This window comes from Dehalococcoidia bacterium (genome assembly GCA_040902535.1).
In the GTDB taxonomy this organism is placed as follows: domain Bacteria; phylum Chloroflexota; class Dehalococcoidia; order DSTF01; family JACRBR01; genus JBBDXD01.
Window position 1 is genome coordinate 32,486 of record JBBDXD010000028.1, and the last position, 20,657, is coordinate 53,142.

A 20,657-nucleotide genomic window follows, 5' to 3' on the forward strand; every position below is an offset into this window, starting at 1 on the left:
CGTCAGTGTTAGGGCGTGCCTCGTGACCGAAGCTGCTCCCACCCGGCCGTCACTTCGACTGGCGACCGTCAACATCGACTGCGCCGACGCGCGGGCGATGGCGGACTTCTACCGCAGGCTGCTGGGATGGGAAGTCACGTTTGATGACGGCAACTTCCTCCTGATGCGGGACCCGGCCGGGGGCACGGGCCTGTCCTTCCAGGAAATACCGGACTACCGGCCGCCCGCCTGGCCGGAGCAGCCCGACGGGCAGGACAAGATGCTCCACCTGGAGATCAAGGTGGATGACCTGCAGGCTGCTCTCACGCACGCTCTCGCCTCAGGAGCGCGGCTGGCCGGCTACCAGGGACGAGAAGACGTCCGAGTCATGCTCGATCCTGCCGGCCATCCGTTCTGCCTGTTCCTCGTCTGACGCACCGGGACTGTCGCTCCAGCCTCCAGCCTCCAGTGCTCGAGGCCAGTTGTAGCGGCACTACCCCGCCGATATACTAAGTGAGTACTTAGCAAACCATCGCTCGGGCTAGACGCCGGGCGTCCCAGGCAAGGAGTCCCAGATGGTCCAGGAAATCGAAACTGTCGTGACGATCACCGACAAGGCTGCCGAGAAGGCGAAGGCGCTGCTTGCGGACCGCGGCGTCGAAGACGCCGCGTTGCGCGTGTTCGTCGTAGGCGGCGGCTGTTCCGGCTACCAGTACGGCATGGCGATCGCGCAGGGTAAGGAAGAAGACGACATCGTCATCGAGCACAGCGGCGTTACCGTGCTGGTCGACCCCGAGAGCGCGCCCTTGATGCGCGGCGCCGAGATCGACTACGTGGACGACATCATGAAGTCGGGTTTCACGATCTTCAACCCGAACGCGGTCAAGGGCTGCGCCTGCGGTTCGAGCTTCCAGACCGAAGACGGCGGCGGCCAGGCCAAGAGCTGCTGCTAAGGTCGACGGTTCAGTGAGACAAGAGAGGGCCTCGAAACGAGGCCCTTATTGTTTTTTCGCGTGCGATTGCCGGAACCGAGAACCTCTAACCTCAGCGAAGCGTCGCCGTCTCGGCGTCTGACGGGAGATTCGTCGCTTCGCTCTGAATGACGATGCGTTTATGGGGCGCCTATGTTTATCATGCGCGCATGACACTCGAAGGACAGTACGCACCGAGCACGCTGAAGTTCGCCGCCGACCAGGTCGAAATCTACGAGCGCACAGGTGGCGCCGAGGGCAACACGCTCCAGGGCGTGCCCGTCATCATCCTCACGACGCGCGGGCGCAAGAGCGGATTCGTCCGCAAGTCGGCGCTGATGCGCGTCGAGCACGACGGGGCGTACGCCTGCGTCGCATCGTTGGGCGGCGCGCCACGCAGCCCGAAGTGGTACGACAACGCGATCGCCCATCCCGACGTCCTGCTGCAGGACGGCGCAACCGTCTATGAGATGCGCGCACGCGAAGTCACCGGCGATGAGAAGGCGGCATGGTGGGCGCGAGCCGTAGCCGTCTGGCCGGCGTACGACGAGTACCAGGCGAAGACCGAGCGCATCATCCCCGTGCTCGTGCTGGAGCGGAGATAGCCGACCAGCAACCAACGACTAGCGACCAGCGACCAGTCCGTAGCGGCCGCGCACGCTGTCCAGGTGGCCCTCCGCGTCGTCGATGGCCGTGAGGTCGATGCGGCGCACGGCGCCGAATCCCGCCCACTCCAGCAGGCGGATAACGTCGTCAACGCTCTCCGCCTGCGTCAGCGGCAGCGCCGCCATCACGTCGTCGGTGTAGGAGTCGTCGCCGGGATGCTCGTGCGCATCTTCGTCGGCCGCGCCGTCCTGTCCATGGTCGTCGTCGTTCCAGATGCCGTCGATGATGACGAGACGGCCCTCGTGACGCAGCAACGTGCGCCAGTTGCGCAGCGCCAGTTCGGGGTCAGTCAGCGTCCACAGCAGATGGCGATTGACGACGGCATCGAACGACGCGGGCGGAAACGACGGCGCGGCCGCGTCTCCGAGCGCGAACGCCGGCGCATCTGCGACGTCCTGCGCCGCACGCCTCGGATAGCGAGCATCTGTACCGACAGGTCGATGCCGCGGACGCGATGCCCCAACTGGCGCGCGTGGAACGCAAGAAAGCCGGTGCCGGTACCGACGTCGAGCACGTCGCAGGGCGGCGGCGGGAGCACGTCGCGGAGCATCGCGAGCCATGCGTCGCGCTCGGCTGAGCTCATGATGCCGTGCCCGGGCGTGGCATCGTACGACGCCGAAGCCATGTTCCAGCACGCGGTGATGCGCTGCTGGGCGTGCTGGCGATCGGTCATGGAAACTCTCTGGCGACGGTGCCAGCCTTCACAGCGCCTTGACGAGATACGTGCACGATTCGCCCTCGATGCCTTCGTTACCTGCGGCGTCGACAGTCGTCCACGTCACCTCGAACTCGCCGAATCCCGACTCGCGATAGCCGAGCCGCCGGTACAGGCGCCGCGCCCTCGCGTTCTCGACGCCTACCGCAAGTCCGATCGTCGTGTGCCCGCGCGCCACGGTGCGACGCTCCGCTTCGAGCATGATCGCGGTGCCGACGCCGCGCGATTGCAGGTCCGTGCGCACGGCGAGCCCTTCGACGTACGGGTCGCGACCGATGCGCTCGTGCAAACGCGGATCGCTTGCACCGGCCCAGCGGACAAGCACATGCCCTGCAGGTTGTCCATCGACCCACGCGATCAGGTAGTCGCCCGCGCCTTCTTCCTGGATGCGAAAGCGGCCGGCATGAGAGTGCGTTCGTATTCCGTCGATCATGCGCTCAATGGAGGGCATGGTGATCTGCAACGCGTCGATCTCCCGCCGTGTAAGCGCTCGCACTTCGACGCGGTCTGTTATCACGTCCGTTGTCCTTCCATTGCCGCGTCTCGCTAGCTGGCAGCGCCCGCTTCGGCATCGACTGGCGGCGGTTCATCTTCGGCGAGCGCCGTTACCGGGGCGGCGCTGCGCGGCATTTCGACCCCGAACCCCTGGTTGCCAAGCTCGGCCGCGGGCACAACCTCTTCGAGCTTCCAGCGCGTGCGCAGCGCACCTGCGCCATACTCGCCGAGCGCGCGGTCGAGCGCCGCGTCGGGCGGCACATTGCCCACTCGCAGGTAGATGTACTGGTACACGTCGCGCACGAACGCCGCGAGCGGCACGATCAAGATCACCAGGATGAAGCCGCCGATCGCGCCGGCCAGCACCAGCAGGACGATAATCACTCCCGGGTGCATCCGCAGCATGTCGCCCTGAAGCTTCGGGACGATCAGGTTGTTCTCGATCTGCTGAATGATCAGGAAGGCCAGCGCGACCCACAGCGCCTTCACGGGGTCCTCGGCAAGCGCGACGAGCACGGCCGGGACCGCGCCGATGATCGGGCCGATGATCGGGATCATCTCGGTGATGCCGGCGATGATCGCCAGCCCCAGCGGGTAGCGCACATCGAGGATCTCGAGCGCGATGTACGCCATCGTGCCGACGATAATGCCCTGGATCAGCATCGCCCGGATGTAGTGGCGCAGCACGGCATCGGCGATGCCCAGCGTGTTGCGCACGTCGTGGCGCCAGTCCGGCGGAAACATGCCGATGAAAGAGCGCACGCCGCGCGGGTGGTCCTTCATCGTGAAATACAGCCAGATCGGGATCGTCAGATAGCCGATGATGATGGTGAACGTGCTGCCCGCGAATGTCAGGACATCGGGCGCGAGGCCCGCCGCCCAGTCGCCGGCCGCATCGCCGAAGTCCGTCAGCGTCTCGTCGACGACGTCGTGGTGCTCTTGTGGCACGGCCTGGTCGTACCAGTCCTGGATCCGGTCCTGGACCGCGTCGATCGTGGCGGGCAGGTCGTCGCTGAACTGCTGGATCTCATCGATCGCCTGCGGCACGAACAGAAATCCCAGCCCGGTACCGATGCCGGCGACGCCCGCATAGAGGATCAGGATCGCGAGGCCGCGCGCCAGGTGCGGGTCGCGGTGCCGGAAGGGGATGATCGAGGCGATCCAGTTCACCGCCGGGGCGATGACGTACGCGATGGCGACCCCCAGCAGAAACGGGAAGAGGGCCGTCCGCTCGTTCCACGCGACGAACAACACCAGCACGATGGGCACGAACACCATCGCGATGTGGATGCGGCGGCGCGTCAGCTCGTTCATACGTGGGGTATCGTGCCGGAAATCCCCGCCTGAGCGCCACTATCAGAGACGCGCATCGATCTGCCTGCCGCACGTCCGGGCAGCTCACAACGGCGACGTATCGCACAAGCATCGCCCGAACCGTAGTTTCGCGGCTAGTCGCCGATGAGGTCGAGCGGAATCACCGTTTGCAGCGCCGAAGCCACAGTCGGCAACAGGGGCAGGAGCTGCGGCACCGGCGTCGCGGTTGCGATGACTGGCGGCGGTTGCGATGCCGTTGGTGATGCGCGTGGCGGCGCGGTGGGTGCAGCCGGCGGCTCCGAAGGCGATGGCGATGCCGGCGAGTCAGATCCAGATTGCGTCGTGGCGCCGGACGCAGGCGGCGCGGCATCCGACGGCGATGCATCGTCACGGGCGCGGGTGGATTCGTCCGACTCGCGGGACTCGCCCGACGGCGACTGGCCAGACCACTCGTTTCCGTCGGCAAGAGTGTCCGGCGCACTGCCGTCTTCTGTCCTCGCATTGCCGATCGCCTCGGTAAGGTTGCTGGCAGCATCGGGTTGCAGCGCGTCAGAGGAACCAGGATCGACGGACAGCACCACGGCTCCATCGGATCGCGCATCGCCCAGCGTCGTATCGTCCGTATCGCGCGATGGTTGCGGCGTCGAATCATCGCGAGCGGCGCCTGCGACGACCGCAGCCGGAACACCGTCGCCCGCGTCGCCGCCGGACGAGATCAACATCGCGCCGATGCCAACCGCCGCCGCGAGCAGCACGCCGCAAGCCGCGCCGAAGACGACATGACGCGTAGCGAAACGCCGTTTGCCTCGTCCTTCAGTGGCGGTGTCGGGCGGTCTGCTCGCGGTGACTGGCGGCGCAATCTCGCGCCACACGCGATCCTTCAACTCCGCACGATGTGGCCGCAACGCGTTGACGGCGGGCCCCAGGTAGGGCAGCGCACCCCAGCGGCGGCAGGCGCGGCAGCGCGCTACGTGCGAGTTCACCGACGCAAGCTGATCGCCGGACAGCGCGTGCGTCCCCGCCGCGACGGGTTGCGTCGCGCGCGCACCGCGTGTCACCGCCTCGTGGTACGCCGTGGCCAGCAGGCTGCCAGCGACATCGGCGTTCGCTCGGACGAGATCGTCTTCGACGAGACGCGCGAAGGTCGCCCGCGTGATCTTCGTCGCGGCGCTCTCCGATGGCGCCAGCCGCAACGCCAGGTCGTTCACGGCGGCGAAGTGCTCCTGGTAGATGCCGCGGAGCGCGTCGGCGCCCGACGAAGCCGCGCGTGAGTCGCGGCCGACGAACGCACCAAATCGGCGCAGGTGAGCGGGGTGATGCCATGCCATCGCCGCCCAGCATGCCACCGTCACTTCGATGATGGCGCGTTCCCGGCCGGGCGGGCGGACAACGCCAGCGAACCGCAGCGAGCCAGGTGAAAAACGCGATGCCCGCGCAAGATTCGGCGCATGGCTCGGGGGCCGCCATGCGTCCCGCTACACTCTCCGCATGCACGCACTGGCATCGCTCGACGAGATCGTCGCGTTCCTCGACCGCATCCTGGCCGCACCGCGCTACGAGGAGTTGGAGCCCGACTCGAACGGGCTGATCGTCCGCGGGGGCGCTGGCGTCTCGAAGGTCGCGGTCGCCGTGAGCACGTCGATCACGACGATCGTCGGGGCGGCGAAGGCGGGCGCGCAGCTTCTCGTCGTGCATCATCCGACGTGGGCGGCGGTCGACCTTTCGCTGCGGGACGAAAAGCTGCAGGCGCTCGAAGCGGCGCAGGTGTCGCTGTACGCCGCGCACGCGTCGCTGGACTGCGCGCCGGAGTTCGGCAACGGCTGGGTGCTCGCGGCGATGCTTGGCGTGCGCGTCGACGCCACGTTCGAGGAGTACCACGGCGGCCACGCAGGCGTCATCGGCGCGCACGATGCGACGTTCGGCGAGTTAATTAGCCGCACGCAGCGCGAGCTAGGCGTCGAAGTCGAAGCGCACGAGCACGCGAAGACGTGCGCGCGCGTCGCCATCGTCACGGGCGGCGGCGGCATGACGACGGCGCTGGAGGAGGCGCGCTCGCTGGGCGCCGATACGTACGTGACCGGTGAGGGCAGCCTGTTTACCCGCATGTTCGCGCGCGAAGCCGGCATGAACCTGATCTTCGCGACGCACCAGGCGACGGAAGCGCCGGGCATCAAAGCGCTCGGACAGCGCATCAGCGAGGAAGCGCAGATCCCATGGGAGTTCATCGCCGAATCGCCTGACGTGTTTTAGCGGAAGCTCTCCGGACAGCCGCACACCGCGCGCACGGGGACGGCGTCAACACGGAGCGCGCGGACCCCAGACGACGCGTCGTTCGTCGCGCGTGCGGCCCGCTGAGATGAGTTCCGCTCAGGTCCCGGATCAACAAGACCTGCCGCTACACTTAGGCCGCAATGGCGGCATCTACGCCCAATGTTCTTCCACCCGACCTCCTCGCGCGAATACGCCGCATCGAGATCCGCGCGCGGCGCCTCGTCGCGAACGTCTTCCTGGGCGAGTACCACAGCGTGTTTCGCGGGCGCGGCATCGAGTTCTCCGAGGTGCGGCAATACGAGCCCGGCGACGACGTGCGTCTCATCGACTGGAACGTCACGGCGCGCATGGGGACGCCGTACATCAAGAAGTACATCGAAGAGCGCGAGCTGACGGTGATGCTGGTGGTCGACGTCTCCGCGTCCTCGGCGTTCACGACGGCCGGCATCACGAAACGCGAACTCGCGGCGGAAGTCGCCGCCACCCTGGCGTTCGCGGCGATCGCCAACGGCGACCGCGTCGGGCTGCTGGCGTTCAGCGACCGCATCGAGGAGTACGTGCGGCCGGCGAAGAGCCGCCGCCACGTGCTGCGCATCATCCGCGAGCTGCTCTACTTGCAGCCGCAGGGGCGCCGCACGAACATCGGCGATGCGCTGGCGTACCTGGCCCGCGTGACGCGTCGCCGCGCCATCGTCTTCGTGCTGTCAGACTTCTTCGATACCGGATACGGGCCGGCGTTGCGCGCGGCTGCGCTCCGTCACGAGATCGTCGCGCTGACGCTGAGCGACGCCCGCGAGCGGGAGTTGCCGCATGTCGGACTGCTGGAAGTCGAAGACGCCGAGACCGGCGAGCGCGCGCTGATCGATACATCGAGCGGGCAGTTGCGCGCCGCCTGGGCGCGACGCGCCGCGGAGTTGCGCGACCGGCGACGGCGGACGCTTTCGGCGGTTGGCGTCGAAGAAGTGCCGCTTTCGACCGATGCGTCGTACGTGGAGCCGCTGCTGCGCGCGTTTCGCGCGCGCGAGACGCGCCGGTAGCATTGCACGTTGGGAACTACGGCCGGGCCCGCTCCCGGCGACCTTCTCGCTGCATCACGCGGTCGAAGGTATCCCAGTCCAGGACGCGGCCCAGCCGCTTATTGGCATGACGCCAGACGACGGCGCCTTTGCTCACCTTGAGGATCCCGAGCCGTTCATCGTCGCTGTAGACGTTGAACTCGACATCGCTGTTGCCGAGACTCCGCTCGGGGATGGTGAACCGCACGTCGTGACGGGCCATGGTTCCTCCCTTGAATGCCGCCGCCGCCATCATACGGCAGGGCGTGCCACGCGGGCGCAAGCTGACAAGCCGGCCCGGGCCTCGGCGGGCACTGCCGCCTAACGCGCGCCGCCGGTAGGTCACCGCCATGCAGATCGTCGCCACGCAGCGCGTCGTCGATGAGTACGCGGCGCGTATCCGGCAGACGGAGCCGCGCGCGCGGTTCGTCGTGCCGCGCGTCGAAGGCGGCGAACTGCGCTGGCACGGCGACCCGGCGGCGGCCGACATATGCTGCTTCTCCGAGGACTGCTGGCAGGACAACGAACTCCGTCACCTGCTGATCCCGGCGCTCTTCCGCCTGCACGGCCTCAGGTGGTTTCACACGTTCAGCGCCGGCGTCGATTCTCCGGCGTTCCAGGTGATCATCGACCGTGGCACGATCCTGACGAATTCGTCCGGCGCGTCGGCGCCTTCGATCGCACAGTACGTGCTGGCGATGATGCTCTATCGCACGAAACCGATCGAGACGTGGCGCGAGCAACAACGGCGGCGTGAATGGTCGCAGGTGCGGGGCGGCGATCTGACGGGCAAGACCGCGGGCATCATCGGCACGGGCGCGATCGGCGGCGAGGTGGCCCGGCTCGCCAAGGCGTTCGCGATGCGCACGATCGGCGCCCGGCGCTCTACGCGCAAGACGCGCCACATCGACGAGCAGGTGTCGATGGCGAATCTCTCGCCTCTACTCGAAGCGAGCGACTTCGTCGTGGTGGCGTGTCCGCTGACGAAGGACACCGAGAGCCTCATCAGCGAACACGAGCTGCGCGCCATGAAGCCGACAGCGACGCTGATCAACGTCGCGCGCGGCCGCGTCGTGCAGGAGGCAGCGCTGATCCGGGCGCTCGACGAAGGCTGGATCGCGGGCGCCTGCCTCGATGTCTTCGCGACGGAGCCGCTGCCCGACGACAGCAGGCTCTGGGATACGCCGAACGTCATCGTGACGCCGCACAATTCGGCCTTTTCGCCGCTGAACATGGAACGCGCCATGGGCGTGTTTATCGATAACCTGGGCAGGCTTGCGGCGGGGAAGCCGCTACGCAACCGCGTGCTGCGCGCGGGCGTGTGACGGGCCGACGAGGAGCTACCGCTAGTAGCTGGCGACGAGCGTTTCTTCCTCGGTCGGCAGGCTGCGCTTGATCACGTCCAGGTACTCCAGCGCCACGCCGGCGCCGATCGCGACGCAGTCGAGGGGATTTTCGGCGACCTGGCACGGGATGCCGGTCTCCTGCGTGAGCAAGATGTCCAGGTGCCGCAGCATGGCGCCGCCGCCCGTGAGCACGATCCCGCGATCGATGACGTCCGATGCGAGTTCCGGCGGCGTCCGTTCCAGGACGCTGCGCACGACGGACACGATCGTGCCGAGCGAGTCCTGGATCGCCGCCGTGACGTCGCTCGACTGCACGGTGAGCGTCTTCGGCATGCCGCTGATCTGATCGCGCCCGCGGATCTCCATCTTCAGTTCGGTCTCGAGCGGCACGGCGGCGCCGATCGTCCACTTCATCTCCTCAGCGGTGCGCTCGCCGATGAGCAAGTTGTAACGACGCTTCACGTACGCGACGATCGCGTCATCGAGCCGGTCGCCGGCCACGCGCACGCTCTCGCTCACGACGATGCCGTACATCGAGATCACAGCCGCCTCGCATCGCCCGCCGCCGATGTCGACGACCATGTTGCCGCTGGGCGAGTTGATCGGGATGCGCGCGCCGATCGCCGCGGCGAGCGGTTCCGGCACCAGGTGCACTGGCCGCCGCCCGCCCGCCTGCTCGGCGGCGTCGCGTACCGCGCGCTGTTCGACGCTGGTGACGCCGGCCGGAATGCACACCATCACTTCCGGCTTGACGAGGTTGAAGCGCCCGACGACTCTCTGGATGAAGTAGCGAAGCATCGCTTCGGTGATCAGGTAATCGGCGATCACGCCGTCGCGCATGGGGCGGATGACGGAGATGCTCTGGGGGACGCGCCCCATCATGTTCTGCGCCTCGCGGCCCACGGCGACGACGGTGTTATCGCGGTTCGCCAGCGCGACGACGGACGGCTCGTTGACGACGATGCCTCTGCCCTTGACGTACACAAGGACGTTCGCGGTGCCCAGATCGACCCCAATCCGCTTCGGAAGAAGCATCTGCCGTGTCTCCAGTGTCAAATAACGTGGATTGGTCGCTCGCCATGCGGGCCGGCGAGCTTGCCCTCAAACCAGTGCCGGAAGCTTATTCGATCGCCACGCGTTCGATCGAGGCGCCCAGAGCGCCGAGTTTACCATGAAGCTCCTCGTGCGCCCTGTCGATGTGATGGATGTCGCTGATCTCCGTCGTGCCCTCTGCGACGAGCGCGGCGAGCACGCATGCCGTCCCGGCCCGCACGTCAAGCGCCTGTACGCGCGCCGCCCGAAGCTGCGTCGGGCCGGAGATGATCGCGGTCTGGCCGGTCGCAACGACATCGGCGCCCATCTTGCGCAACTCCGACACGTACAGCAGCCGGTTGTCGAAGACGCGCTCGTGGATCGTGCTGGTGCCTCGCGCCTGCGTGAGGAACGCTGCGAGCTGCGGCTGCAGGTCCGTCGCGAGGCCGGGATAGGGCAGCGCCTGCGCATTGACGGCGCGATACGCATCGCCGCCGCGCACCCGCATGCCGGCGTCGGTTGGCTCGACGACGGCACCCGCCTCCGTCATCTTCCAGATCAGTGCGTCGAGGTGCTCGGGCACGGCTTCTTCGAGCACAACGTCGCCACGCGTGAGCGCCGCGCCGAGCGCGAACGTGCCCGCTTCGAGCCGGTCCGGCACGATGCGGTGCTCCGTGCCGGAGAGTTCATCGACGCCTTCGATGCGGATGGTGTGCGTGCCGGCGCCGGTAATGTTCGCGCCCATCTCGTTGAGCATCGCCGCAAGGTCGGCGACCTCCGGCTCGCTGGCGGCGTTGATGATCGACGTGACGCCCTCGCTCAGGGTCGCCGCGAGCATGACGTTGAGTGTGCCCATCACGCTCGGATAGTCGAGCACGACGCGGCCGCCGCGCAGCGATTCGCCGTCGTTCACGTCGAACAGGCCGCCCTCCTGCGAGACGTTCGCGCCGAGCACGCGAAAACCCGCGAGGTGCACATCGAGCGGGCGGATGCCGATCGCGTCACCGCCGGGCGGCGGACAAGCGGCACGCCCGAAGCGCGCGAGCAGCGGGCCCATGACGAGAAAGCTCGCGCGCAGCCGGTTCGCCAGCGACGCCGGCACGTCGAACTTTGAGACGTCGGCACAGTTAATGCGCAGCGATCCCGGTGCGATGTGCTCGACGCGCGCGCCCAAATGCTCGAGGATCTCTTCCATTTGTCGCACATCGAGGATGTCAGGCACGTTGTGCAGGACGACATCGGACGCGGTGAGCAGCGCCGCCGCGAGCGCGTAGTCGCTCCCGTTCTTCGAGCCGCTGATACGGACGCTGCCTACGAGCGGCGCGCCACCGGTAATCCGGAACATGGCTTTCGGCATTGGTAGCAGGATAGCGTGTCAGAGTCGCTCGATGTGTGTCGGATCCCATCCTTGGCGCACCGCACGCGGCCCGAACATGTGAGCGCCGGCGGCGCACCGCTTCGGGGTGGCTACGCCAGGATCTTCTCGATCGTCTCGTCCGTGAACGCGAACTCCGGCACGGCGTACGGGCCGATGATGGCGGCGAGCTGGGTGAGCTGCAACGTCGGATCGGCGCGCATGCGCTCGCCGATGCGGCGGCGGCGCGCTTCCGCCTCCGGGCCGAACTCGTTGAGGATCCGCGAACTCAGCGCCGCCGAAATGCGCAGTCGTCGCATGCGCTCGGCTCGTTCGGCCGCGTATTCGCTGAACAACTCCGGTCGCCAGTCACCGTTCGCCAGCAACGCTTCACTGACGATACGCACATCGGTCATCGTGATGGATAACCCCTGTCCGATGATCGGGTCGTTGTAGCCTGCCGCATCGCCACGAGCACGACGCCTTCGCCGTATGGCACATCCGTCCACGCATCCTCGTTGGGATACGAGTTGCACGGCCCCGCTGGCGTAGCGTTCGCGATGTGCTCGCTGCCGGGGAGCGAGGCGAGACGAAACGCATCGAGGAAGGCTCGCTGGCCGTCCTCGCCGGCGAAGCGTTGCGTGTGCTGCTTCGAATAGCCCAGGTAGAGCCGCGCGCGGCCCTTGCCCTGCGGGAACACCAGGTAATGCACGTCGTTCTCGGCGCCGATCACCTGCAACGTCTCGTCGAAACCGGCGCAGCCTTCGATGAGCATGCCACCGAACATGTGGTGCGTCGGATCTTTGTGCAGCTTGATGCCCGCGGCGCGCCGGACGATCGATCCGCGACCGTCGGCGCCGATGATGATCCGCGCTCGCGCTGTGTGCGCCGTGCCGTCGTGCGTGTACGCGACGGCCGGTTGCGCGCCGGTTGTCACCGCGATCTCCGGCACGTCGACGAGGAACGTCGCGCCGGCGGCACGAGCGGCATCCTGCAGCGTGGCGCACATGGCGGGGTGGCCCATGCACAAGGCGCCCGGCACGTCCGCCACGAGCGTCAGCGGAAGCGACTCGACAGCTTCCGGGTCGAGCGTGTCGCCGTAGGTGCGGTGTTGCGTGACGTGATGACCGCCCGCGGCCATCAGCGTGTCGTACAGTCCGAGCTTCTTGACTTCGACGACGCCCCAGGGCGCGATCCACTCGCCGCGCACGCGGTCGCGGTAGACGCGCACCTTCTCCAGCACGAGCACGGAGCGGCCGGCGCGAGCGAGCACCGTGGCCATGGCGCCACCGCCGATCCCGCCGCCGACGATGATCGCGTCGTAGCTGTCCGTCATCATCCCACTCCGATCAGAATGCGTCCGTCGCCGTACCGGCCTGCCCTGGCGCCTCTTCGACGCCAATGGTGATCGAGGTCAGGTTCGCTGCGCCCTTCGCGGCAAGGTCGGACTTGAGCCGCAGGATAAACCACTCGGCGAGCCGCTCGGCGGTCGTGTTGTCGATCGGCAACGCCACGACGTCGCTCTTCGGAAAGACGAAGCCGCGCTCCAGGAATCGCACCTTCCAGTTGCTCATGCCCTCGTCGATCTCGAGCACCGCGCTGTCGCGCTGCAGGAGGAACTTATGGTCCAACTCGTCGCACAGCGCCTTGCCGAGCGACTTCAACAATGAGAAGTCGACGACCCACGCATCATCCGTGAGCGTGCCGGTAACATCGATCGTGATCGCGTAGTTGTGGCCGTGCAGGGGCTCGCACTGACCGCCGAACGTCGCGAAGTGCGCGGCGGCGAACTTCAGCTTGTTGCGCTCGACCCGGACGCGGTACTCCACTGATGCTCTCCGTCAGTCGGCGTAGCGGTAGTCGTTCCAGCCGCCCTGGCTCGTGGGCGCGGGCACCCTGGCGCCGCAGATGCAGGGGAACTCGCCGATGCGGACGTACATCGGAAAGTTGCCCTCGTAGTGGCGTCCGCAGGCGGAGCAGTCCGCCTGGTAGAGCTTTACGTGTGGCTCGTTGACCTTCTTTTTGGGAGGCATGGCTCAGATCAAGGAGGCGTCAGGAACAGGTAATAACGGTCCTCGCGCTCGACGATGATCGGCTTCTTGCCGGCGCTCCGCGCCGCGCGAATATCGGCGGGGAGGAAGGCCCCGTACCCGAGCACCGGCGCGCTGCGCTGAAACGCGTATTCGTCGTTGGCCACCTTGATGCGCGTTGGCAGAAACTCGGCGTCATAGAGGTCGATGTACGGTATCCACACGTCGTGCTCAATCTCGAGTGTGCCGAGCTGAATGGGGTCGATTTGCAACATAGCCTCCGCCCGCCTCCGAAAGCGCGCATCATTGCATCGCATGGGCGTCCGTGCGTCAACTGAAGCGGTCAGCGGTCAGCCGTCAGCGGTCAATGACAGCGACGTCAACCTTGCCACCATTCCGATGGCGACGAGACGTGCTCGAGACCGTCATAGTCCACCTGCTCGGCCAGTTCGCCGATCGGGCGTCGCTCGCGCGGATGCTCCACATCGGGCGCCAGCTCAGCCAGCGGCACCAACACGAAGTTCCGGTCGAGCAGACGCGGATGCGGCACGACCAGTTCGCCGGAGTCGATGACCTGGTCGTCGTAGAGCAGGATGTCGATGTCGATCGGGCGTGGCGACCAGCGCTCGGCGGGCCGCCGCCCGATCGCGTGCTCGACGGACTTCGCGTGCGCCAGCAACTCGTGCGGCGACAGGGACGTTTCGACCTCGCAAGCGGCGTTGAGGTAGTCGGGGCCGGGCGGCGCGCCTTCCAGCACGACAGCGTCGGAGCGGTAGAGCGACGACACGCCAACGACGCGGCACGCCGGAGCCAGCCACCCTAGCGCGAGTCGCAGATTCTCCTTACGGTTGCCGACGTTCGCGCCGAGACCGAGGAACACGCGCGCCATCAGGCATCCCCCTCGCGCCATCCGCGCACGATCGCATCGGCGACGAGGGCGACGTGCTTCATCTCGTGTACGTCGTGTACGCGCACCAGATCGGCGCCGCCCGCGATCGACAGCGCGACGCTGGCGGCGGTGCCAAACGCACGACGTTCCACCGGCGCGCCGCCGAGCACGGCGCCGAGCGTCGACTTGCGCGACGTGCCGATGAGCAGCGGCAGGCCGAGCACGTCCAGTTCGCGCAGCCGACGCAGCATCTCGATGTTGTGCTCCGCATTCCAGCCGAACCCGAACCCCGGATCGACGATCAACCGCTCGCGCGGCAACCCCGCCTCGTCCGCGATGCGCATGGACTCGCGCAACCCGTCGAGGACAGCCTGCAACACGTCGGACGCCTTACGGCCGCGCTGATTGTGCATCGCTATGGCGGGGATGCCCGCATCCGCCGCGATCCGCGCAATCTCCGGGTCGCGGCGAAAGCCCCAGATGTCGTTGAGCATGTGCGCACCGGCATCGATCGCGGCGCGCGCGACCTGCGGCTTGTAAGTATCGACGCTGATCGGCGTATCGGGCAGATCGCGATGGATGCGTTCGATCACCGGCACGACGCGCGCGATCTCTTCGTCCGCGGTGATCTCATCGAACCCGGCGTCCGTCTTGTTCGCGCCCGGGCGCGTCGACTGGCCGCCGACATCGAGGATATCGGCGCCTTCTTCCACCATGCGGCGCGCGAGCGCGACCGCCGCATCGACGTCGGCGAGGCCATCACCGGAGAACGAGTCCGGCGACGTGTTGATGACGCCCATGATGTACGTGCGATCGCCCCATCGGAGCTCGACTGGCCCGATGCGCATGATAGAAGAGATGTAGGTGCGACTGCTCACGGCGTCATGCTACCGCGCGGCGTCTTCGACCTCGATCCATTGCGCGTACAGCTTGTCGAGGCGCGCCTTGTGCTGCTCCAGCCTGGTCGCTGAGCGCGTGCCCTCCTTGTGGTCCCCGCGCGTGAAGGCATCGGCGACCTGGCGCTCCAGGTCGTGGCGTCCGCGCTCCATCGCCTCGATGCGCTGGCGCAGTTCGGCCTGCTGCGGCGTCTCGCGGCGCACGGCGTCGTCTCTCGGTGCGCGCTCGCGTTCGCGGCGGCGGGTGGCGATGCGGCCGCGGCTCGCAGGCAGTGTCTGCGGGTGGCGCTCCTGCCAGTACTCAGAGAAGTTGCCCTCGTACGACTCGAAGCCGCCATCTCGCACTTCGATCACGCGGCCGACGATCTTGTCCAGGAAGTAGCGATCGTGCGACACGACGAGCAGAGTGCCATTGAAGTTCGCCAGCGCTTCCTCGATCGCCTCGCACGCAGGAATATCGAGGTGATTCGTGGGCTCGTCGAGGACAAGAAAGTCGGGCTGCAGCGTCATGAGCTTCGCGAGCTGCAGCCGGTTGCGTTCGCCGCCCGAGAGATCGCCGACGCGCTTCGCCAGATCCTTCGTGCGGAAGAGGAACTGCGAAAGCACGCCAAAAGCGCGGTCGCGCGTGATCGCGCCGGTCGAGATCAGCTCTTCGAGGACGGTGCGGTTGTCGTCCAGCACTTCCTGCTGCTGCGCGCAGTAGCCGACGCGCAGGCTCGGCCCGACGCGGATCGTCGCATCGTCCCATGCGCCGTACTCGACCAGATCGCGGACGAACGTTGTCTTGCCGCAGCCGTTGGGCCCGACGAGCGCCACGCGTTCGCCAACTGCCACATCGAGCGACGCATTGTCGAAGAGCGCGCGTTCGCCGAACGCCTTCGCGTAACGGCGTACCTGCAGCGCGACATCGGCGCGCGTGGCCTCGGCCGTGAACGCGACGTTGATCGCGGACATCTCCGCCGCCGGCTTCTCGACTGCGTCTTCGCGCTCGCGTTCGAGCAGCGATCGGCGGGCGCGGAGCCGCCGGCCCCACTTGGGATCGCCGGTGCGGCGCGCGAATTCCTCGAAGCGCTTCACCTGCTCCTCGAGCTGCGCGAGCCGCTTCTGGTTGACGACGTAATCCGCCTGCTGCGCGATCTTCTCGCGCAGGACGGCGGCGCGATATGCCGAGTAGTTGCCGGCGTAGGTCTTCACTTCGCCGTTCTCGAGATGCAGGATCGTGCTCGCGGCGCGGTCGAGCAGATAGCGGTTGTGCGAGACGATGAGCACGGCGCCGCGGAAGCCGCGCAGGAACCCTTCGAGCCAGGCGATGCCCGCGAAGTCCAGGTGGTTGCCCGGCTCATCGAGCAGCAGGATGTCCGGGTCGCCGAGCAGCGCCTGCGCGAGCGACAGCACGTTGCGCTCGCCGCCGGAGAGCGCAGCCACGCGGTGGTCCCGGCGGCCCGCCAACCCCAGTGCGTCGAGCATCTCGACGGCGCGCTGTTCGAGCAGGTCGCCGCCCGTGCGCTCGTAGTCCTCACGCGCGCGCTCGTACGCGTCGGATGCGGACGTCACGCCGTCGCCGGCCGCGCTCGCCAGCAGGCCCTCGTGGCGACGTAGCTCCTCGCGGGCGCGCATATTGTCGGCGAGCACAATTTCCTGCACCGTTTGCGATTCGTCGAAGGCGACGTGCTGCGGCACGTAGCCGGTGCGCAGATGGGGTCCGCGCGTGATTCGGCCCGCATCGGGCGAGGCTTCGCCGGTGAGGAGGCGCAGTATGGACGTCTTGCCGGCGCCGTTCGGCCCGATAAGCCCGCACTTCGACCCGGCGAGCACGCGGAACGTGACGTCGCGCAGCACCGGCCCGTGACCGTAGCCGAGGCTCACGTTCTGGAGGCGGATCAGTTCCATGCGGGGATGGTAGCGAGTGTGGCGACCGGATGCCGGAAACTGGAGGCTGGAAGTTGGAGGCTGGAGAGCGGAGGCAATCAGCAGAGGAGCAGACGATCCGGGTCGGGTAGATAGCCAGCGTTTCCAGTGCTGATCTAAGCTTCGCTCATGCAGCGAGAGATCCGGTATTGCACGAGCGCCGACGGGACGCGCATCGCCTACAGCACGTACGGCGAGCGGCCGGGCACACCGCTCGTGGAGTTCGGCGCTTGGTACGTGACCAACGGCATGTGCATCCGCATGGCATCGATGCGTCCGTGGTACGAGGAATTCGCGAAACGCTGGTCGCTGGTCACGTTCGACCATCGCGGGACCGGCGATTCGCAACGCGAGGTCGAAGACGTCGCTCTGGGTGCCCATGTTGCGGACCTCGAGGCCGTCATTGCCGCGACGGGGATAGATCGGTTCCACCTGATGGGTCACGGGCATGGGGGCGCGGTGGCTGTTACGTATGCATCCCAACATCCGGAACGCATCGAACGCCTGACGTTGTCATACATCCCTCCGCGAGCCACGGGCATCCTTGCTGGCCCGGCGCGCGACGCGTTTCTGCAGCTTGTCGAGACTGACTGGCCGCTTGCCATCAGGACGTTCGTTGACAGCACGAGCTGGAAGTACGCGACGTTCGATGTCCGGCGCGATGCTTACCGCGAACTCAGCCAGACGCTTTCTCCACGCGCTATGGCGCAATACCTGCGGTTCGCGTCGGATCACGACATCAGTTCCGCCCTGCCAGGTATCCAGGCTCCGACGCTCGTGATGCAGGCCTCGGCGCCGCGTCGGGTAGCAGACGGATCTCGCGAGACGGCCTCTCTCATCCCGAACGCTCGATTCGTGCAGGTGCGGGAAGCGAACGACGAGGCGGAGGTGAACGCGCAGATTCGCCTGATCGTGGACTTTCTCGGGCAGCCCGCAGTTGCGGCACCGGACACCGGGGCCACCGACGGCATGGCGGTGATCCTCTTCGCCGATATCGCAGACAGCACGGCGCTCACTGAGCGCATGGGCGACGAGCGCTTCCGCACTGCCGCACGCGCGCTCGAGGCGCCGGTGCGCGAAGCGATCGCGCGTGCAAACGGCACCGTGCTCGACGGCAAGCTGCTGGGCGATGGCGTGCTCGCCGTCTTCACGTCGGCGCGCCAGGCGATCGAGGCGGCGCTGCAATGCGCGCGGATCAGCGACGGCGGCGAGTTGCGCCTGCACCTCGGCATCCACGCGGGCGACGTGATCCGCGAGCCGGGCAACGTCTACGGCGGCGCGGTGAACATCGCGTCGCGGATCTCCGACGCGTCGCAGCCCGGCGAGATCCTCGTATCGGCGACGGTGCGCGACCTCGCGCGCACGTCGGCGGGCGTGGCATTCGAAGATCGCGGCGAGCACAGCCTCAAAGGCATCGCCGATCCGGTGCGGGTGTTCGCCGTCCAAGCGCAGCCGTAGCGTCACCGTCCTCGGCGCAGCTAAAGCTACGCAGCTACGGTGTCCCCGTTGGCCGAAGACCCGACTTCAACTTCCGACGTCCCGCTTCCCGCTTCCCGCTTCCAACATCAGCCTCCAACCGCCAGACCCGTTACCATGAGCATCGAACAGCAGCACACATGGAGGGGCGCATGCCCGCACTGCGGAACATGGAGCCGGTCTTCCAGCGCGTCAGCAAGGCGGCGCGTTACACCGGCGGCGAGTGGAACTCGATCGTGAAGGACTGGGACGGCTGCGACGTCCGCGTGGCCTTCGCGTACCCCGACCTCTACGACATCGGCATGTCGAACATGGGGCTCGGCATCCTGTACGACATCGTCAACCGGCGCGAGGGCATGCTCGCTGAGCGCGTCTTCACGCCGTGGTCGGACATGGAAGCGATCATGCGCGCCGAGGGCATCCCGCTGTGGAGCCTCGAGACGCGCCACCCGATCGGCGAGTTCGACGTCATCGGATTCTCGCTCAGCTACGAGGGCACGTACACCAACATCCTCAACATGCTCGACCTGGCCGGATTGCCCGTGCGCGCCGAAGAGCGCACAGACGCGCATCCGCTCGTGATCTGCGGCGGCTCCGGCGCGCTCAACCCCGACGCGCTGGCGGCGCACGTCGACCTGTTCGTGCTCGGCGACGGTGAGGAGATCATCGTCGAGATCGTGGACTTCGTACGTGAGTGGAAGCGCCATGGACGCGGCACGCGCGAGGAGATGCTGCGGCGCCTCTCGAAGATCTGGGGCGCGTACGTGCCCCGCTTCTACGCGCCAACCTACAACGCCGACGGCACGATCAAGTCGATCGACCCGATCGATGATGCGACGCCGCCGAAGGTGGTGAAGCGCTTCGTGCAGGAGTTGCCGCCGCCGCTGACAACGCCGATCGTGCCGTTCCTGCAGACCGTACACGACCGCATGGCGATCGAGATCCAGCGCGGCTGCACGCAGGGCTGCCGCTTTTGCCAGGCCGGCATGATCTATCGTCCGCGGCTCGAACGCGGGCCGGAGGAAGTCGTCGCGGCGGCGAAGGAACTGCAGCGCAACACCGGCTACGACGAACTGTCGCTCGTATCGCTCAGCACGACAGACCACTCGCAGATCGTGGAGATCGTCGACGGACTGCGCGACGAGTTCGGCGCGAAGCTCAGCATCTCGCTCCCTTCGATGCGCGTCGACAGCTTTTCGGTGCGCATCTCGGAGGCGGTCGCTTCGCGCGGGAAGCACGGCATCACGTTCGCGCCGGAGGCCGGCACCGAGCGGCTGCGCATGACGATCAACAAGATCGTCACCGACGACGACCTGTACGCGGCGGCCGAGAACGCGTTCAAGCAAGGTTGGACGAACATCAAGATGTACTTCATGGTCGGCCAGCCGACCGAAACGCACGAAGACGTCGAGGGCATCGTCACGCTGGCGAAGCGCGTGAAGGAGATCGGCCGCAGGCACCACGGCGGGCGGGCGCGGGTGCGCGTGAGCACGTCGAACTTCATCCCCAAGGCGCACACGCCGTTCCAGTGGGCGCAGCAGGCGCGGCCGGAGGTGCTGCGGCCGCGGCACCAGTACTTGCGGGAACACTTGAAGAAGGCCGGCGTCGCATTCACCTGGGAGGACCCGGAGCACAGCCTGCTCGAAGCGGTGCTCTCGCGCGGCGACCGCCGCCTCGGCGCGGCGATCGAACGCGCATGGCGCGCCGGCGCCCGCTTCGACGCGTGGCACGAGCACTACGACTGGCCGCGCTGGCAGCGGGCGCTCGAGGAGAGCGACCTCGACCCGGCGTTCTTCGCCTATCGCGAGCGCGATCTCGGTGAGAAGTTCCCGTGGTCGCACATCAACATCGGTGTCAGCGAGTCGTACCTGCGCAACGAGTGGGTAAAGACGCTGCGGCAGGAGACGACGCCCGACTGCCACAAGGAGCCGTGCAACGTCTGCGGCGTGCAAAACCAGAACGCCGCAGACTGCCTCGATCGCCTCGACCTGCGGCTCGCCGCAGCGGGCAAGCCGCCGAAGGACCGCACGGGACTGCGTCAGCCGATCGAGCTGTTTACGGTGGGTTGACGGTCGTCGGTCGGCCGTCGTCGGTCTTCGGAGCGACGGAACCGCCGAGACGCAGAGACGCAGAGACGCAGAGACGCAGAGACGCAGAGATTTGTGTAATTCATGAGGTGTCATCGTCCGTCGAGGGATGCACGCCGACGCCGCGCGCTTTCCGAACATCACGGACGAGCGGTCGCATTGCCGCGCGGGCT

24 protein-coding genes are annotated in these 20,657 nt (G+C 67.2%); 8 read left to right on the top strand and 16 right to left on the bottom strand.

Annotation, left to right across the window (positions count from 1 at the left end; all coding sequences use genetic code 11):
- The first annotated feature begins 22 nt into the window (after positions 1-22).
- The 3 genes from WEB52_15250 (at position 23) to WEB52_15260 (ending at position 1,555) form a co-directional block, all read left to right on the top strand.
- On the top strand, positions 23-412 hold the full coding sequence (locus WEB52_15250; GenBank protein ID MEX2227791.1) for a VOC family protein: 390 nt from the start codon (positions 23-25) through the stop codon (positions 410-412).
- A 142-nt stretch (positions 413-554) separates the two neighbouring features.
- Positions 555-932 (top strand): iron-sulfur cluster insertion protein ErpA, encoded by a 378-nt coding sequence (erpA, locus tag WEB52_15255; protein ID MEX2227792.1) that lies wholly within the window; start codon positions 555-557, stop codon positions 930-932.
- A gap of 188 nt (positions 933-1,120) precedes the next feature.
- Complete coding sequence (locus tag WEB52_15260) at positions 1,121-1,555, top strand: nitroreductase family deazaflavin-dependent oxidoreductase (GenBank protein ID MEX2227793.1); 435 nt, start codon at positions 1,121-1,123, stop codon at positions 1,553-1,555.
- Positions 1,556-1,573: 18 nt separating this feature from the next.
- On the opposite strand, the gene WEB52_15265 is transcribed toward WEB52_15260, so the two are convergent.
- The 5 genes from WEB52_15265 to WEB52_15285 all read right to left on the bottom strand — a co-directional run bounded on the left by WEB52_15265 (position 1,574) and on the right by WEB52_15285 (position 5,468).
- On the bottom strand, positions 1,574-1,870 hold the full coding sequence (locus WEB52_15265; protein MEX2227794.1) for a hypothetical protein: 297 nt from the start codon (positions 1,868-1,870) through the stop codon (positions 1,574-1,576).
- A gap of 35 nt (positions 1,871-1,905) precedes the next feature.
- Entirely contained in the window at positions 1,906-2,289 is a 384-nt protein-coding gene (locus tag WEB52_15270; GenBank protein ID MEX2227795.1) for a methyltransferase domain-containing protein, read from the bottom strand.
- A gap of 28 nt (positions 2,290-2,317) precedes the next feature.
- A complete protein-coding gene (locus tag WEB52_15275) occupies positions 2,318-2,848 on the bottom strand; it encodes a GNAT family N-acetyltransferase (GenBank protein MEX2227796.1) in 531 nt (176 codons plus the stop codon).
- A gap of 29 nt (positions 2,849-2,877) precedes the next feature.
- Positions 2,878-4,140 (bottom strand): AI-2E family transporter, encoded by a 1,263-nt coding sequence (locus WEB52_15280; GenBank protein MEX2227797.1) that lies wholly within the window; start codon positions 4,138-4,140, stop codon positions 2,878-2,880.
- Positions 4,141-4,274: 134 nt separating this feature from the next.
- Positions 4,275-5,468 (bottom strand): hypothetical protein, encoded by a 1,194-nt coding sequence (locus WEB52_15285; GenBank protein ID MEX2227798.1) that lies wholly within the window; start codon positions 5,466-5,468, stop codon positions 4,275-4,277.
- Positions 5,469-5,628: 160 nt separating this feature from the next.
- On the opposite strand from WEB52_15285, the gene WEB52_15290 reads away from it, so the two are divergent.
- Together WEB52_15290 and WEB52_15295 are read left to right on the top strand one after the other, a co-directional pair.
- Entirely contained in the window at positions 5,629-6,390 is a 762-nt protein-coding gene (locus WEB52_15290) for a Nif3-like dinuclear metal center hexameric protein (protein ID MEX2227799.1), read from the top strand.
- Positions 6,391-6,551: 161 nt separating this feature from the next.
- The gene (locus tag WEB52_15295; GenBank protein MEX2227800.1) at positions 6,552-7,448 is read left to right on the top strand and encodes a DUF58 domain-containing protein; all 897 of its coding nucleotides are present in this window, start codon (positions 6,552-6,554) and stop codon (positions 7,446-7,448) included.
- Between the two features lie 16 nt (positions 7,449-7,464).
- Here the strand turns inward: WEB52_15295 and WEB52_15300 are convergent, their stop codons facing one another.
- Positions 7,465-7,818, bottom strand: a complete 354-nt coding sequence (locus tag WEB52_15300; protein MEX2227801.1) for a hypothetical protein — start codon at positions 7,816-7,818, stop codon at positions 7,465-7,467.
- On the opposite strand from WEB52_15300, the gene WEB52_15305 reads away from it, so the two are divergent.
- Positions 7,817-8,791 (top strand): D-2-hydroxyacid dehydrogenase, encoded by a 975-nt coding sequence (locus WEB52_15305; protein ID MEX2227802.1) that lies wholly within the window; start codon positions 7,817-7,819, stop codon positions 8,789-8,791. The genes WEB52_15300 and WEB52_15305 overlap by 2 nt on opposite strands.
- Before the next feature lie 21 nt (positions 8,792-8,812).
- Here the strand turns inward: WEB52_15305 and WEB52_15310 are convergent, their stop codons facing one another.
- The 10 genes from WEB52_15310 to WEB52_15355 form a co-directional block, all read right to left on the bottom strand.
- On the bottom strand, positions 8,813-9,847 hold the full coding sequence (locus tag WEB52_15310; GenBank protein ID MEX2227803.1) for a rod shape-determining protein: 1,035 nt from the start codon (positions 9,845-9,847) through the stop codon (positions 8,813-8,815).
- Between the two features lie 85 nt (positions 9,848-9,932).
- Complete coding sequence (murA, locus tag WEB52_15315; GenBank protein MEX2227804.1) at positions 9,933-11,201, bottom strand: UDP-N-acetylglucosamine 1-carboxyvinyltransferase; 1,269 nt, start codon at positions 11,199-11,201, stop codon at positions 9,933-9,935.
- A 110-nt stretch (positions 11,202-11,311) separates the two neighbouring features.
- Positions 11,312-11,614: a hypothetical protein gene (locus WEB52_15320; protein MEX2227805.1), complete on the bottom strand. Its 303-nt coding sequence runs from the start codon at positions 11,612-11,614 to the stop codon at positions 11,312-11,314.
- Entirely contained in the window at positions 11,611-12,534 is a 924-nt protein-coding gene (locus tag WEB52_15325; GenBank protein ID MEX2227806.1) for an FAD-dependent monooxygenase, read from the bottom strand. The genes WEB52_15320 and WEB52_15325 overlap by 4 nt, the downstream gene beginning before the upstream one ends.
- Before the next feature lie 13 nt (positions 12,535-12,547).
- The gene (locus WEB52_15330) at positions 12,548-13,027 is read right to left on the bottom strand and encodes a 6-pyruvoyl tetrahydropterin synthase family protein (GenBank protein ID MEX2227807.1); all 480 of its coding nucleotides are present in this window, start codon (positions 13,025-13,027) and stop codon (positions 12,548-12,550) included.
- Between the two features lie 12 nt (positions 13,028-13,039).
- Positions 13,040-13,231 carry a hypothetical protein gene (locus tag WEB52_15335; protein MEX2227808.1) on the bottom strand — a complete coding sequence of 64 codons (192 nt, stop codon included), beginning with the start codon at positions 13,229-13,231 and terminating at the stop codon, positions 13,040-13,042.
- An 8-nt stretch (positions 13,232-13,239) separates the two neighbouring features.
- Entirely contained in the window at positions 13,240-13,500 is a 261-nt protein-coding gene (locus WEB52_15340; protein MEX2227809.1) for a hypothetical protein, read from the bottom strand.
- A 107-nt stretch (positions 13,501-13,607) separates the two neighbouring features.
- Complete coding sequence (folK, locus tag WEB52_15345) at positions 13,608-14,117, bottom strand: 2-amino-4-hydroxy-6-hydroxymethyldihydropteridine diphosphokinase (GenBank protein MEX2227810.1); 510 nt, start codon at positions 14,115-14,117, stop codon at positions 13,608-13,610.
- Positions 14,117-14,995: a dihydropteroate synthase gene (folP, locus tag WEB52_15350; GenBank protein ID MEX2227811.1), complete on the bottom strand. Its 879-nt coding sequence runs from the start codon at positions 14,993-14,995 to the stop codon at positions 14,117-14,119. The genes folK and folP overlap by 1 nt, the downstream gene beginning before the upstream one ends.
- A 9-nt stretch (positions 14,996-15,004) precedes the next feature.
- Entirely contained in the window at positions 15,005-16,903 is a 1,899-nt protein-coding gene (locus tag WEB52_15355) for an ABC-F family ATP-binding cassette domain-containing protein (protein ID MEX2227812.1), read from the bottom strand.
- Positions 16,904-17,050: 147 nt separating this feature from the next.
- On the opposite strand from WEB52_15355, the gene WEB52_15360 reads away from it, so the two are divergent.
- Together WEB52_15360 and WEB52_15365 are read left to right on the top strand one after the other, a co-directional pair.
- The gene (locus tag WEB52_15360) at positions 17,051-18,379 is read left to right on the top strand and encodes an adenylate/guanylate cyclase domain-containing protein (GenBank protein ID MEX2227813.1); all 1,329 of its coding nucleotides are present in this window, start codon (positions 17,051-17,053) and stop codon (positions 18,377-18,379) included.
- Positions 18,380-18,549: 170 nt separating this feature from the next.
- A complete protein-coding gene (locus tag WEB52_15365) occupies positions 18,550-20,466 on the top strand; it encodes a TIGR03960 family B12-binding radical SAM protein (protein MEX2227814.1) in 1,917 nt (638 codons plus the stop codon).
- The last annotated feature ends 191 nt before the right edge of the window (positions 20,467-20,657 follow it).

Bases quoted from the DNA above. Each gene is read 5' to 3' on its own strand.
- erpA (MEX2227792.1), top strand. From the start codon at position 555: ATGGTCCAGGAAATCGAAACTGTCGTGACGATCACCGACAAGGCTGCC.
- WEB52_15260 (MEX2227793.1), top strand. From the start codon at position 1,121: ATGACACTCGAAGGACAGTACGCACCGAGCACGCTGAAGTTCGCCGCC.
- WEB52_15270 (MEX2227795.1), bottom strand. From the start codon at position 2,289: ATGACCGATCGCCAGCACGCCCAGCAGCGCATCACCGCGTGCTGGAAC.
- WEB52_15280 (MEX2227797.1), bottom strand. From the start codon at position 4,140: ATGAACGAGCTGACGCGCCGCCGCATCCACATCGCGATGGTGTTCGTG.
- WEB52_15285 (MEX2227798.1), bottom strand. From the start codon at position 5,468: ATGGCATGGCATCACCCCGCTCACCTGCGCCGATTTGGTGCGTTCGTC.
- WEB52_15290 (MEX2227799.1), top strand. From the start codon at position 5,629: ATGCACGCACTGGCATCGCTCGACGAGATCGTCGCGTTCCTCGACCGC.
- WEB52_15295 (MEX2227800.1), top strand. From the start codon at position 6,552: ATGGCGGCATCTACGCCCAATGTTCTTCCACCCGACCTCCTCGCGCGA.
- WEB52_15305 (MEX2227802.1), top strand. From the start codon at position 7,817: ATGCAGATCGTCGCCACGCAGCGCGTCGTCGATGAGTACGCGGCGCGT.
- WEB52_15300 (MEX2227801.1), bottom strand. From the start codon at position 7,818: ATGGCGGTGACCTACCGGCGGCGCGCGTTAGGCGGCAGTGCCCGCCGA.
- WEB52_15310 (MEX2227803.1), bottom strand. From the start codon at position 9,847: ATGCTTCTTCCGAAGCGGATTGGGGTCGATCTGGGCACCGCGAACGTC.
- murA (MEX2227804.1), bottom strand. From the start codon at position 11,201: ATGCCGAAAGCCATGTTCCGGATTACCGGTGGCGCGCCGCTCGTAGGC.
- WEB52_15320 (MEX2227805.1), bottom strand. From the start codon at position 11,614: ATGACCGATGTGCGTATCGTCAGTGAAGCGTTGCTGGCGAACGGTGAC.
- WEB52_15325 (MEX2227806.1), bottom strand. From the start codon at position 12,534: ATGACGGACAGCTACGACGCGATCATCGTCGGCGGCGGGATCGGCGGT.
- WEB52_15335 (MEX2227808.1), bottom strand. From the start codon at position 13,231: ATGCCTCCCAAAAAGAAGGTCAACGAGCCACACGTAAAGCTCTACCAG.
- folK (MEX2227810.1), bottom strand. From the start codon at position 14,117: ATGGCGCGCGTGTTCCTCGGTCTCGGCGCGAACGTCGGCAACCGTAAG.
- WEB52_15355 (MEX2227812.1), bottom strand. From the start codon at position 16,903: ATGGAACTGATCCGCCTCCAGAACGTGAGCCTCGGCTACGGTCACGGG.
- WEB52_15360 (MEX2227813.1), top strand. From the start codon at position 17,051: ATGCAGCGAGAGATCCGGTATTGCACGAGCGCCGACGGGACGCGCATC.
- WEB52_15365 (MEX2227814.1), top strand. From the start codon at position 18,550: ATGCCCGCACTGCGGAACATGGAGCCGGTCTTCCAGCGCGTCAGCAAG.